Origin of the sequence: Pseudomonas atagonensis (assembly GCF_011369485.1) — a bacterium.
GTDB classification, from domain to species: Bacteria; Pseudomonadota; Gammaproteobacteria; order Pseudomonadales; family Pseudomonadaceae; genus Aquipseudomonas; species Aquipseudomonas atagonensis.
Map to the genome: position 1 here is coordinate 18,568 of NZ_VXCA01000005.1, position 11,983 is coordinate 30,550.

The window sequence follows — 11,983 nt, forward strand, 5'->3', positions numbered from 1 at the left end:
GACGTCTTTGTTACAGTGAATGTCGATCGCTCTGCCGTGCTTTCGCAGCTGTTGCAAAGTCGGTAAGGTCGGCGCGTTTTCCCTTGCTCGGAGCACCTTATGCCCGCCCCTGTTCTGTCCGGCCCGCAATACCTGCGCGAAGGCCTCAAACTGGTCCTCAGCCCGGGCCTGCGGCTGTTTGTATTGTTGCCGCTGGCGATCAACCTGGTGCTGTTCGTCGGATTGATCTATCTGGCCGGCCATCAGTTCAGCCTGTGGGTCGACACGCTGATGCCGTCATTGCCCGACTGGCTGAGTTTCCTCAGCTACATTCTCTGGCCGCTGTTCGTGGTGCTGGTGGCGCTGATGGTGTTCTTCACGTTCACCATGCTCGCCAACGTCATCGCCGCGCCGTTCAACGGCTTCCTCGCGGAAAAAGTCGAAGTGGTGGTGCGTGGTACCGATGACTTTCCGGCGTTTAGCTGGGGCGAACTGATTGCCATGATCCCGCGCACCCTTGCCCGGGAAATGCGCAAACTCGGCTACTTTCTGCCACGGGCCATCGGCCTGTTCATCCTCTCATTCATTCCGGTGGTGAACATCATCGCCGCACCGCTGTGGCTGTTGTTCGGCGTGTGGATGATGGCGATCCAGTACATCGACTACCCGGCGGACAACCACAAACTGGGCTGGAACGAGATGCTCGCCTGGCTGCGACAGAAGCGCTGGCAGAGCATGAGTTTTGGCGGGATCGTTTACCTGGCGCTGCTGATTCCGGTAGTGAACATTCTGATGATGCCGGCGGCGGTGGCCGGGGCTACGCTGTTCTGGGTTCGCGAGCGCGGGTCCGAGAATCTGGTAACGCAACGCTGAGGTCGCGTCACAAATCCATCATCCGAACGTCACAACCACGACATGGCCTCAGCCGACACTGAGGTCATGACGACAGCTCTACACATCACCCTGATCAGCGAAACCTTCCCACCGGAAATCAACGGCGTGGCCAATACCCTTGGCCGCTTGTGCGACGGCTTGCGCGCGCGCGGGCATCGGGTCGAGCTGGTGCGCCCGCGCCAGGCCGACGATCCGCAACGCAGTGAAGACGATGCGCTGTTGTTGTGCCGCGGCTGGCCGCTACCGGGTTATCCGGGGCTGCAATGGGGTCAGTCGTCGATGCACAAACTGCTGCGGCGCTGGAAGCGCGAACGCCCGGATGTGCTGTACATCGCCACTGAAGGCCCGCTCGGGCTGTCGGCATTGCGTGCGGCACGGCGTCTGGGAATTTCGGTGGTCAGCGGTTTTCACACCAATTTCCAGCAGTACACCAGTCAGTACGGCCTCGGGTTGTTGACCCGCATGCTCACGCATTACCTGCGCTGGTTTCACAATCGTTCGGCACTGACCCTGGTGCCGAGTGTCAGCCAGCGACTGGAACTGGAGCGTCGGCATTTCGAACGCCTGGCGCTGATGTCGCGCGGTGTCGACAGCCAGTTGTTTCACCCGTCCAAACGCTTGAACGGTTTGCGTGAGCAATGGGGACTCGGCGAGCGGGATATTGCCGTGATTCACGTAGGACGGCTGGCGCCGGAAAAGAACCTCGGCCTGCTCAAACGCTGCTTCGAGCAATTGCGCAGCACTTATCCACAGCGAAATCTGAAATTGATCGTGGTCGGGGACGGGCCGCAACGCATGGTGCTGGAAAAGGATTTGCCCGAAGCGATCTTTTGCGGTTCACAGCGTGGCGAAGCATTGGCGGCGCACTATGCGTCAGGCGATGTTTTTCTGTTTCCCAGCATGACCGAAACCTTCGGTAACGTTGTGCTGGAAGCACTGGCCTCTGGGCTTGGTGTGGTGGCATACGATCAGGCAGCGGCGGCGCAACATATTCGCCATGGTTACAACGGCGTGCTGGCGATGCCCGGTGATGAGCAGGCGTTTTGCGAGGCGGCGGCGTGGTTGCTGGAAGAGGATGAGACGTTACGCTGCGTGCGCCTGAATGCCCGGCAGCATGCGAGTCGGCAAGGCTGGGCGGCGATTATCGAGCAGTTCGAAAGCCATTTGCGCGGGGCTTGTGTCGGGGAACAGGTTGTCCCGAATGCACGGACATTGCCCTGATTTTTTGCTGACGGTGAAACAGCTATCGCGAGCAGGCTCACTCCTACAATTTGGAACGCATTCCAATGTAAGAGTGAGCCTGCTCGCGATGGCGTCAGTAAGGAGGGCGCTTAAACCAGCGTCATCAACGCCTTACGGCTGAACGGCAGGATGTCCTGCTCACGGCCTTCGCGGACTTTCTGTGCCCAGTCCGGATCAACCAGCAGCGCACGCCCCACCGCCACCAGATCGAACTCCTCTTTATTCAGACGCTCCAGCAGGTTTTCCAGACTGGCCGGCTGCGCGACCTTGTCGGTGTTGACCATGAACTGCAGGAACTCGCCATCGAGGCCGACGCTGCCGACGGTGATGGTCGGTTTGCCGGTCAGCTTGCGTGTCCAGCCGGCCAGGTTCAGTTCGGAACCGTCGAATTCCGGCTCCCAGAAACGTCGTGTCGAGCAGTGGAAAATGTCCACGCCGGCGTCGGCCAACGGCTTGAGGAATTCACCCAGCGCCTGCGGGGTCTGCACCAGACGCGCGGTGTAATCCTGCTGTTTCCACTGCGAGAAACGGAAGATGATCGGGAAACCTTCGCCGACCGCTGCGCGCACCGCTTGAATCAGCTCAATGGCAAAACGCGAACGGTTGGCCAGGTCGCCGCCGTACTCGTCAGTGCGCTGGTTGCTGCCCTCCCAGAAGAACTGGTCAATCAGGTAACCGTGGGCACCGTGGATTTCCACGCCGTCCATGCCGATGCTCTGGGCATCTTTGGCGGCCTGGGCGAAAGCCGCGATGACGTCCTGGATATCCTGCTTGGTCATGCCGTGCACCACGACTTGGCCGTCCTTGAGTTTCTCGGTCGGGCCATAACCCGGCACGCTGGCATCCGGCTCGGTGCCGATGCGTCGAACACTGCCGACGTGCCACAGTTGCGGAACGATCTTGCCGCCCTCGGCATGCACCGCATCAACCACTTTTTTCCAGCCGGCCAATGGCGCGTCACCGAAGAATTGCGGCACGTTGGGGTAGCCGTTGGAGGCGATGTGGCCGACGGTGGTGCCCTCGGTGATGATCAGGCCGACACCAGCCGCCGCGCGACGACGGTAGTACTCGATCACTTTGGAGTTGGGTACGCCACCCGGGGAAAACGAACGGGTCATCGGCGCCATGACCACGCGGGTCGGCAGTTCGAGGGCACCGAGGTGGAACGGTTTGAACAGGGCTTGAACGGGCATCGGGAGGCTCCACGAAAACGTTATCGACAAGGCATAAAACCATATGACGGCGATAATATGCAGGAACATGTCAGCGTGAAAGCACTATTGATCAGAATGATTAAGGGTCAAAAGGCAGGCAAAAAAATCGCAGCTCGTTGGCTGCGATTTCGTTTTTCAGCTCAGGGCTTTTTCAATCGCCGTAATCACCGAAGGATCATCCGGCGCCGTGCGCGGCGAGAACCGGGCCAGTACCCGACCGTCCTTGCCGAGCAGGAATTTTTCGAAATTCCAGGTGATGTCACCGGGAAACTCGGCGCCCTCGCCCGCCAGCAGACGGTACAGCTGATGGCGATCGTGACCGTTGACTTCGAGCTTTTTCGACAACGGGAAACTCACGCCATAGTTGAGGCTGCAGAATTCCTGAATCTCCTGCTCGCTGCCCGGCTCCTGACCGGCAAACTGGTTGCACGGCAGGCCCAGCACACTGAAGCCTTTGCCTTTGTATTGCTGATAGAGGTTTTCCAGCGCCGCGTACTGTGGGGTCAAGCCGCATTTGGAGGCGACGTTGACCACCAGCACGACTTGGCCCTTGAAGGGTGCCAGCGGTAGCTCCTGACCATCCAGGGCTGTCAACTTAAGGTCGTGAAAAGCACTCATGACGAACTCCAGATTCCCGTGTTCTACTCGAAACAGCCACTTGGCGAGACCACCAAGGACAGCCGCGGACTAAAAAGGCGCCCGCAGGCGCCTCTCCAGTACTCGAAGCTTAGCGCAGAAAATCAGTGGTGATGGCCACCTTCGCCATGGACGTGACCATGAGCGATTTCTTCCTGGCTGGCGTCACGGATAGCGACGATCTTCACTTTGAAGTTCAGGCGCTGGCCGGCCAGTGGGTGGTTGCCGTCAACGGTGACGTCGTCGCCGTCGAGGTCACGGATGGTAACGATCTGCATCTGGCCGTCCGGCGCCGAAGCGTGGAACTGCATGCCGACTTCCAACTCGTCAACGCCTTCGAACATGCTGCGGCTCAGGGTGCTGACCAGTTCGGCAGCGTATTCGCCGTAAGCGTCTTCCGGCTCAACGGAAACTTCCAGCTCATCACCAACAGCTTTGCCTTCCAGGGCTTTTTCCAGGCCCGGGATGATGTTGCCTGCGCCTTGCAGGTAAACCAGCGGAGCGCCGCCGGCGGAGCTGTCGATGACCTCACCAGCGTCGTTGGTGAGGGTATAGTCGATGGAGACAGCCTTATTGGCGGCGATCAGCATGGGGCGAGACCTTTTGCATAAGAATATAGAAAGGCCAAGTTTAGCGAAGCAATCGCGCGAAAGCGAACACAACCCGGACAAACGGGATTCGACCATTACCGGCTTTCATCAGGACGAGGAAGGTCACTGGGTGGCCGAGCTTTCCTGCGGCCACACCCAACACCTGCGCCACCAGCCACCCTGGCAATCGCGGGCGTGGGTGCTCGACCCGGCGCAACGTATTGAAAAAATAGGCCAACCCTTTGCCTGCGGTTGGTGCGCGCAAGGCTCGGTTAGCGATAACCTTGGCGACTGAATTTCGGCAGATTGTCAGAGATAGATGATCGCCATTGCCATGCACCCTTAGAGAATTCGCATGCAAACTTTTTTTATCGCCCCCACCGATTTTGGCGTGGGTCTGACCTCCATCAGCCTCGGGCTGGTGCGAACGCTTGAGCGAGCCGGGCTGAAAGTCGGCTTCTTCAAACCCATCGCCCAGCCGCATCCGGGCGACACCGGCCCCGAACGCTCCACCGAACTGGTGGCGCGCACCCACGGTCTGAAACCGCCGCAGCCACTGGGCCTGGCCCATGTCGAACGCATGCTCGGCGACGGTCAGCTCGATGAACTGCTCGAAGAAATCATCACGCTGTATCAGCAGGCCGCCGTCGGCAAGGACGTGCTGGTCGTCGAAGGCATGGTGCCGACCCGCAGCGCCAGCTACGCCGCGCGGGTCAACCTGCACCTGGCCAAGAGCCTCGATGCCGAGGTGATTCTGGTCTCGGCGCCGGAAAATGAAGTGCTTGCCGAACTCTCCGGCCGCGTCGAATTGCAGGCGCAATTGTTCGGTGGCCCGAAAGACCCGAAAGTTCTCGGGGTGATCCTCAACAAGGTCAAGACCGAAGAAAGCATGGACGCCTTCGCCGCCCGCCTGAAGGAGCATTCGCCGTTGCTGCGCAGCGGTGATTTCCGTTTGCTTGGCTGTATTCCGTATCAGCCTGAACTGAACGCTCCGCGCACCCGCGACGTTGCCGATCTGATGGGCGCGCAAGTGCTCAACGCCGGTGATTACGAGACCCGCCGGATGACCAAAATCATCATTTGCGCGCGCACCATGCGCAACACCGTTGAGCTGCTCAAGCCCGGCGTGCTGGTGGTGACCCCGGGCGATCGCGACGACATCATCCTCGCCGTCAGCCTCGCGGCGATCAACGGCGTGCCACTGGCCGGCCTGTTGCTGACCAGCGACACCCTGCCCGATCCGCGCATCATGGACTTGTGCCGTGGCGCGTTGCAGGCCGGTTTGCCGGTGTTGTCGGTGAGCTCCGGCTCTTACGACACCGCCAACCTGCTCAACGGTTTGAACAAGGAAATCCCGATCGACGACCGCGAGCGCGCGGAAATCATCACCGATTTCGTCGCCAGCCACCTCGACGCCAAGTGGCTGCACCAGCGCTGCGGCACCCCGCGAGAAATGCGCCTGTCCCCTGCCGTGTTCCGCTACCAACTGATCCAGCGCGCCCAGGCCGCGAACAAACGCATCGTTTTGCCGGAAGGCAGCGAGCCGTTTACCGTACAGGCAGCGGCAATCTGTCAGGAACGCGGGATTGCCCGTTGTGTGTTGCTGGCCAAACCCGAAGACGTCGAAGCGGTGGCCCGTGCCCAAGGCATCGTGTTGCCGCCGGGGCTGGAAATTCTCGATCCGGACCTGATCCGCGAGCGCTACGTCGAACCGATGGTGGCGCTGCGCAAAAGCAAAAGCCTCAATGCGCCAATGGCCGAGCAGCAACTGGAAGACACCGTGGTGATCGGCACCATGATGCTGGCGCTGGATGAGGTCGACGGGCTGGTTTCCGGCGTGATCAACACCACCGCCAACACCATCCGCCCGGCCCTGCAACTGATCAAAACGGCGCCGGGCTGCACGCTGGTGTCGTCGGTTTTCTTCATGCTGTTTCCGGAAGAAGTGCTGGTTTACGGCGACTGCGTGATGAACCCGCATCCAAGCGCCGCGGAACTGGCGGAGATCGCCCTGCAAAGCGCTGACTCCGCGGCGGCATTCGGCATTACCCCGCGCGTGGCGATGATCAGTTACTCCAGCGGCGAATCGGCCACTGGCGAAGAGGTCGAGAAAGTCCGCGAAGCCACCCTGCTCGCCCACGAGCAACAGCATTCGCTGCTGATCGACGGGCCGTTGCAGTACGACGCCGCCGCCAACGAAACCGTCGCCCGCCAATTGGCGCCGAACAGTCAGGTGGCCGGTCGCGCCACGGTGTTTGTTTTCCCCGATCTGAACACCGGCAACACTACGCACAAAGCCGTGCAGCGCAGCGCCGATTGCGTCAGCCTCGGGCCGATGCTGCAAGGCTTGCGCAAACCGGTGAACGATTTGCCGCGCGGTGCGCAAGTCGACGACATCGTCTACACCATCGCCCTCACCGCGATTCAAGCCGCCAACCGACCTATGGATGTGTAAATGCTGGATTTTCTACCTGCACCGCTGCGGGGCGTAATCGCCTCGCTGCTATTGGCGCTCAACACGATTCTGCTCTGCTCGTTTCTGTTCTGCGTGGCGTTGGTCAAGGCGTTGCCGTTTGCCTTGACTCAACGTATCGCCGGTTGGCTGATGAGCCACACCCATGAAGCGTGGATCAGCAACAACAAGGGCTGGATGAACCTAGTGCGGCGCACGCGCTGGCACATCAGCGGCCTGCAAGGCCTGGACTACCAGCACTCGTACCTGATCACCAGCAACCACCAGAGCTGGGTCGACATTCTGGTGCTGCAATACGTGCTCAACCGGAAAATCCAGCCGCTGAAATTCTTCCTCAAACAGGAGCTGATCTGGGTCCCGGTGATCGGTCTGGCCTGGTGGGCGCTGGGCTTTCCGTTCATGAAGCGCTACTCCAAGGCGTACCTGGAAAAGCACCCGGAGAAGAAAGGCAAAGACCTCGAAACCACGCGCAAGACCTGCGCGAAGTTTCGCGACAATCCGGTGGGCATTTTCAACTTCGTCGAGGGCACACGCTTCACCGAAGGCAAACATGCGCAGCAGCAGTCGCCATTCAAATACCTGCTCAAACCCAAGGCGGGCGGCATTGCCTTTGTGCTGGATGCGATGGGCGAGCAACTGGAATCGATCGTCAACGTGACCATCCACTATCCAGGCGGACGTCCTGGGTTCTGGGATCTGCTGTGCGGCAATGTGCGTGATGTAGTGGTGCACTTTGAAGAGCTGAAGATCCCTGCGCAGTTCATCGGCAAAAACTACGACCAGGACGGCGAATATCGTCTGCAGTTTCAGGGCTGGATCAACCAGCTGTGGCAGGACAAGGATGCACTGCTGGAACAGATGCACCGCGAGTATCCGGATCGCCGTTAATCGATCGTTCCGACCTTGAGGCACTGATCGTTGCAGCCCGGGACGCTCTGCGTCCCTGCCGAAGCGGACGCGGAGCGTCCAATGAGGCATACCCACGCAGAGCGTGGGAACGATCGATAAAAAAACCCGCAGACAATCACTCGTCTGCGGGTTTCTTTTTTTCAGGCTAACGCTTAAATCGCGCCACGCTTGCGCAGCAGATCCAGCACCTGCTTGACGCTTTCATCCAGCGTCAACGACTGAGTGTCGATCACCAGATCAGCATTCAGCGGCACATCGTACGGGAAGGATTCGCCCGGGATGTTGTCGCCGCCAGCCGCGTACAGACCTTGCGGGTCACGCTCGGCACACACCGTCGGCGAAGCCTGAACATACACCGTCAGCAGACGATCCTTGCCGATCAGATCCTTGGCCTGCTCGCGTCCTTCTGCACTCGGTGCAACGAATGCCGCCAGGGTCAGCAGACCCGCTTCGTTGAACTGACGCGCCACATGCGCGGCACGACGCCAGTTCTCGGTGCGACCGGCACGATCCTGCGGCAGCCCCTTGTTGAGGTCGTGGCGCAGATTCTGGCCATCCAGCACAAACACCGCACGGCCCATGTCGAACAGCTTGCGCTCGACCGCATAGGCCAGGGTGCTTTTGCCCGCGCCCGACAGACCGCTGAACAGCACGGTCGCCGGTTGCTGGCCGAAGCGTTGGGCGCGCTCGGTGGTCGCCACGTGCGCCAGTTTGCCGTGGTGGGTAGCGGTGCCATGAGCCAGCGGCTGCGCGACGATCATGCCGGCGCCGACGGTGCCGTTGGTCAAACGGTCGATGACGATGAACGCGCCGGTGGTGCGGTTGCTCTCGTAACCGTCAAGGGCGATCGGCGCGTCGAGCGCGATCCTGACCTTGCCGATTTCGTTTAGCTGCAACGCGCTCGCCGGGCCTTCTTCGAGGGTGTTGACGTCGACCTTGTTGACGATGCTGGCAATCGAGCCCGGCACATAACTGGTGGCGCGCTTGATGTCGTATTTCTTGCCCGGCAGCATCGGCTCTTCGGCCATCCACACCAGCATCGCTTCGAAGCTGTCGGTCACCGGCGGAACGTTGTCGGCATGCACCAGCAGGTCGCCACGGGAGATGTCGATCTCGTCTTCCATGGTCAGCGTCACGGCTTGACCAGGACCTGCGTGTTCCAGTTCACCTTCGAAGGTGACGATGGATTTCACGCGGCTGCTCTTGCCCGACGGCAGAACCACGACTTCGTCGCCCTTCTTGACGATGCCGCTGGCCAAAGTGCCGGCGAAACCGCGGAAGTTCAGGTTCGGACGGTTGACGTACTGCACCGGGAAACGCAGATCGGTGAAATTGCGGTCGCCCGCCACTTCCACGGTCTCGAGAATTTCCATCAGCGACTGGCCTTTGTACCAAGGCGAGCGCTCAGACTTGTTCACCACGTTGTCGCCTTTGAGGGCAGACATCGGCACGAAGTGCATGCTCGTCGGCTTCATCTTCAAGCCTTCAGCGAACTTCAGATAGTCGGCCTTGATCGACTCGAACACACCTTCATCAAAGCCCTTCAAGTCCATCTTGTTGATGGCGACAACGATGTGTTTGATCCCCAGCAGGGACGCGATGAAGCTGTGGCGGCGGGTCTGGGTCTGCACGCCGTAACGGGCGTCGACCAGGATGATCGCCAGGTCACAGGTGGACGCACCGGTGGCCATGTTGCGGGTGTACTGCTCATGGCCGGGGGTGTCGGCAATGATGAATTTGCGTTTGGCGGTGGAGAAATAGCGGTACGCGACATCGATGGTGATGCCCTGCTCGCGCTCAGCCTGCAAGCCGTCAACCAGCAATGCCAGGTCGATGTCGTCACCGGTGGTGCCGACTTTCTTCGAATCGCGGGTGATGGCCTCGAGGTGATCTTCGTAGATCATTTTCGAGTCGTGCAGCAGGCGCCCGATCAGGGTGCTCTTGCCGTCATCGACGTTACCGCAGGTCAAAAAGCGCAGCAGCTCTTTACGTTCGTGCTGGCCCAGGTAGGCGAGGATGTCCTCGCTGATCAAATCAGATGCGTGCGACATGACAGCCCCTTAGAAATAGCCTTGACGTTTTTTGTCTTCCATTGAGCCTGCGCCATCGTGGTCGATGACACGGCCCTGGCGCTCGGAAGTTCGCGTCAGGAGCATTTCCTGAATGATGTCCGTCAGGCTTTCGGCCTCGGACTCCACCGCGCCCGTCAACGGGTAGCAGCCAAGGGTACGGAAACGCACTTTCTTTTTGACGATGCGCGCCTTGTCCTCGTCGGACAGGTGCTCGAGGATGCGCTCGTCGTCGATCATGATCAGCGTGCCGTTCTTCTCGATCACTTCGCGTTCGGCGGCGAAGTACAGCGGCACAATCGGGATGCCTTCGAGGTAGATGTACTGCCAGATGTCCAGCTCGGTCCAGTTCGACAACGGGAACACACGAATGGATTCACCCTTGTTGACCTTGCCGTTGTAAACGTTCCACAGCTCTGGACGCTGATTTTTCGGGTCCCAGCGGTGCTTGCTGTCGCGGAACGAGTACACGCGCTCTTTGGCGCGGGACTTCTCTTCATCGCGACGGGCGCCGCCGAAAGCGGCGTCGAAACCATGCTTGTCGAGTGCCTGCTTGAGGCCTTCGGTTTTCATGATGTCGGTGTGCTTGGCGCTGCCGTGGGTGAACGGGTTGATGTTCTGCGCCACGCCATCCGGGTTGATGTGAGTGATGAGGTCCAGGCCCAGCTCTTCGACCATCTTGTCGCGGAACTTGTACATCTCCTGGAATTTCCACCGGGTGTCGACGTGCATCACCGGAAACGGCAGTTTGCCCGGGAAGAACGCCTTGCGTGCCAGGTGCAGCATCACGGCGGAGTCTTTACCGATGGAGTACAGCATCACCGGGTTATCGAACTCGGCGGCCACCTCGCGGATGATGTGGATGCTTTCCGCCTCCAGCTGTTTCAGATGCGTCAGTTTGTCGACCATGGCTACTCACGAAAGCTTTCTTATGAACGGCCAGCGGGCCGTGTTCGAGCGGGGAATCCTAGCACAGCGTCCTTCTTCTAATCAGGGCGCCAGCTAGAACGAAAGGGCATATGAATATGCCTCCTCGTTTGGGCTGAAACGCGACGACTGTGGGAGGGGGCTTGCTCCCGAATGCGGTGTGTCATTCACGCTGATGTTGGTTGACCCACCGCTTTCGGGAGCAAGCCCCCTCCCACATTGGATTAATGGTGGGCTTTAGATCGGATTCGGGATGTCGATGAAGATGTGCTCGAGAGCAAAACGTTTCGCCAGGTAATCGCCCAGCGCCTGCACGCCATAACGTTCGGTGGCGTGATGGCCGGCGGCGATGAAGCTGACGCCGTTTTCCCGGGCGCTGTGGAACGTCTGCTCTGAAGCCTCGCCGCTGATGAACAGATCGACGCCGGCGGCGATGGCGTTATCGATGTAGCCCTGACCGCCACCGGTGCACCAGCCGACGCGGCGAATCATGCCGCTGCCTTCGATCAGCAGCGGTTCACGTCCCATGCGTTCTTGCACTCGACGGGAAAAATCACGGGCCGTCACCGGCTCGTCCAGCGAACCGACCAGACCGACGATTCTCAGATTGTCCGGATCCAGCGGCCCTTCGACGGTGATGTCCAGTTGACGCGCCAGTTGCACGTTGTTGCCAACATCCGGGTGCAGATCCAGCGGCAGGTGATAGGCGAGCAGACTGATGTCGTGCTTGAGCAGGGTCTTCAGACGACGCTGCTTCATGCCGGTTATGCACGGGTTCTCGCCCTTCCAGAAATAACCGTGATGCACCAGCACCAGATCGGCCCCGGCTTCGACAGCAGCATCCAGCAACGCCTGACTGGCGGTGACACCGCTGACAATGCGCATCACCTGCGGCCGTCCCTCGACCTGCAAGCCATTAGGGCAATAATCGGCAATTTTTGCAGCGCCAAGGTAACGGTCGGCTTCTTCGACGAGGGTGCTGAGGGCAACGGCCATGAAAGACTCCTAAATATCCCGTTCAGAGGCACGCGCGGCCTCGTATAATGCGCG

11 protein-coding genes are annotated in these 11,983 nt (G+C 60.0%); 5 read left to right on the forward strand and 6 right to left on the reverse strand.

Features of this window, described 5'->3' with window-relative positions; genetic code table 11:
• Positions 1-99: 99 nt before the first annotated feature.
• Positions 100-852 carry a sulfate transporter CysZ gene (gene cysZ, locus F2P67_RS04175; protein WP_166217700.1) on the forward strand — a complete coding sequence of 251 codons (753 nt, stop codon included), beginning with the start codon at positions 100-102 and terminating at the stop codon, positions 850-852.
• Between the two features lie 42 nt (positions 853-894).
• Positions 895-2,094: a glycosyltransferase family 4 protein gene (locus tag F2P67_RS04180; RefSeq protein WP_166217703.1), complete on the forward strand. Its 1,200-nt coding sequence runs from the start codon at positions 895-897 to the stop codon at positions 2,092-2,094.
• A gap of 110 nt (positions 2,095-2,204) precedes the next feature.
• Here the strand turns inward: F2P67_RS04180 and F2P67_RS04185 are convergent, their stop codons facing one another.
• From F2P67_RS04185 to F2P67_RS04195, 3 genes are all read right to left on the reverse strand, one after another.
• A complete protein-coding gene (locus tag F2P67_RS04185) occupies positions 2,205-3,308 on the reverse strand; it encodes an NADH:flavin oxidoreductase (protein WP_166217706.1) in 1,104 nt (367 codons plus the stop codon).
• A gap of 156 nt (positions 3,309-3,464) precedes the next feature.
• Complete coding sequence (locus F2P67_RS04190) at positions 3,465-3,947, reverse strand: glutathione peroxidase (protein WP_007959082.1); 483 nt, start codon at positions 3,945-3,947, stop codon at positions 3,465-3,467.
• 122 nt (positions 3,948-4,069) lie between these two features.
• Positions 4,070-4,555 carry an FKBP-type peptidyl-prolyl cis-trans isomerase gene (locus F2P67_RS04195; RefSeq protein WP_166217709.1) on the reverse strand — a complete coding sequence of 162 codons (486 nt, stop codon included), beginning with the start codon at positions 4,553-4,555 and terminating at the stop codon, positions 4,070-4,072.
• Between F2P67_RS04195 and F2P67_RS04200 the strand changes: the two genes are divergently transcribed.
• The 3 genes from F2P67_RS04200 to F2P67_RS04210 are packed head-to-tail and all read left to right on the forward strand — an operon-like array spanning position 4,524 to position 7,916.
• Positions 4,524-4,850, forward strand: a complete 327-nt coding sequence (locus F2P67_RS04200) for a DUF3565 domain-containing protein (protein ID WP_103303285.1) — start codon at positions 4,524-4,526, stop codon at positions 4,848-4,850. The two genes, F2P67_RS04195 and F2P67_RS04200, sit on opposite strands and share 32 nt — an antisense overlap.
• 60 nt (positions 4,851-4,910) lie before the next feature.
• Positions 4,911-7,010: a phosphate acetyltransferase gene (gene pta, locus F2P67_RS04205; RefSeq protein WP_166217712.1), complete on the forward strand. Its 2,100-nt coding sequence runs from the start codon at positions 4,911-4,913 to the stop codon at positions 7,008-7,010.
• Positions 7,011-7,916, forward strand: coding sequence for an acyltransferase (locus F2P67_RS04210; protein ID WP_166217715.1), 906 nt, complete (start codon positions 7,011-7,013; stop codon positions 7,914-7,916). It begins immediately after the preceding gene.
• Positions 7,917-8,089: 173 nt separating this feature from the next.
• Here the strand turns inward: F2P67_RS04210 and cysN are convergent, their stop codons facing one another.
• From cysN to F2P67_RS04225, 3 genes are all read right to left on the reverse strand, one after another.
• Positions 8,090-9,988: a sulfate adenylyltransferase subunit CysN gene (gene cysN / locus F2P67_RS04215; RefSeq protein WP_166217717.1), complete on the reverse strand. Its 1,899-nt coding sequence runs from the start codon at positions 9,986-9,988 to the stop codon at positions 8,090-8,092.
• A gap of 9 nt (positions 9,989-9,997) precedes the next feature.
• Positions 9,998-10,915: a sulfate adenylyltransferase subunit CysD gene (gene cysD / locus F2P67_RS04220; protein WP_007912374.1), complete on the reverse strand. Its 918-nt coding sequence runs from the start codon at positions 10,913-10,915 to the stop codon at positions 9,998-10,000.
• A 255-nt stretch (positions 10,916-11,170) separates the two neighbouring features.
• Positions 11,171-11,929: a Nif3-like dinuclear metal center hexameric protein gene (locus F2P67_RS04225; protein WP_166217720.1), complete on the reverse strand. Its 759-nt coding sequence runs from the start codon at positions 11,927-11,929 to the stop codon at positions 11,171-11,173.
• Positions 11,930-11,983 lie beyond the last annotated feature (54 nt).

Bases quoted from the DNA above. Each gene is read 5' to 3' on its own strand.
- F2P67_RS04200 (WP_103303285.1), top strand. From the start codon at position 4,524: ATGGAGACAGCCTTATTGGCGGCGATCAGCATGGGGCGAGACCTTTTG.
- cysD (WP_007912374.1), bottom strand. From the start codon at position 10,915: ATGGTCGACAAACTGACGCATCTGAAACAGCTGGAGGCGGAAAGCATC.
- F2P67_RS04180 (WP_166217703.1), top strand. From the start codon at position 895: ATGGCCTCAGCCGACACTGAGGTCATGACGACAGCTCTACACATCACC.
- F2P67_RS04225 (WP_166217720.1), bottom strand. From the start codon at position 11,929: ATGGCCGTTGCCCTCAGCACCCTCGTCGAAGAAGCCGACCGTTACCTT.
- F2P67_RS04190 (WP_007959082.1), bottom strand. From the start codon at position 3,947: ATGAGTGCTTTTCACGACCTTAAGTTGACAGCCCTGGATGGTCAGGAG.
- F2P67_RS04210 (WP_166217715.1), top strand. From the start codon at position 7,011: ATGCTGGATTTTCTACCTGCACCGCTGCGGGGCGTAATCGCCTCGCTG.
- F2P67_RS04195 (WP_166217709.1), bottom strand. From the start codon at position 4,555: ATGCTGATCGCCGCCAATAAGGCTGTCTCCATCGACTATACCCTCACC.
- cysN (WP_166217717.1), bottom strand. From the start codon at position 9,988: ATGTCGCACGCATCTGATTTGATCAGCGAGGACATCCTCGCCTACCTG.
- cysZ (WP_166217700.1), top strand. From the start codon at position 100: ATGCCCGCCCCTGTTCTGTCCGGCCCGCAATACCTGCGCGAAGGCCTC.
- F2P67_RS04185 (WP_166217706.1), bottom strand. From the start codon at position 3,308: ATGCCCGTTCAAGCCCTGTTCAAACCGTTCCACCTCGGTGCCCTCGAA.
- pta (WP_166217712.1), top strand. From the start codon at position 4,911: ATGCAAACTTTTTTTATCGCCCCCACCGATTTTGGCGTGGGTCTGACC.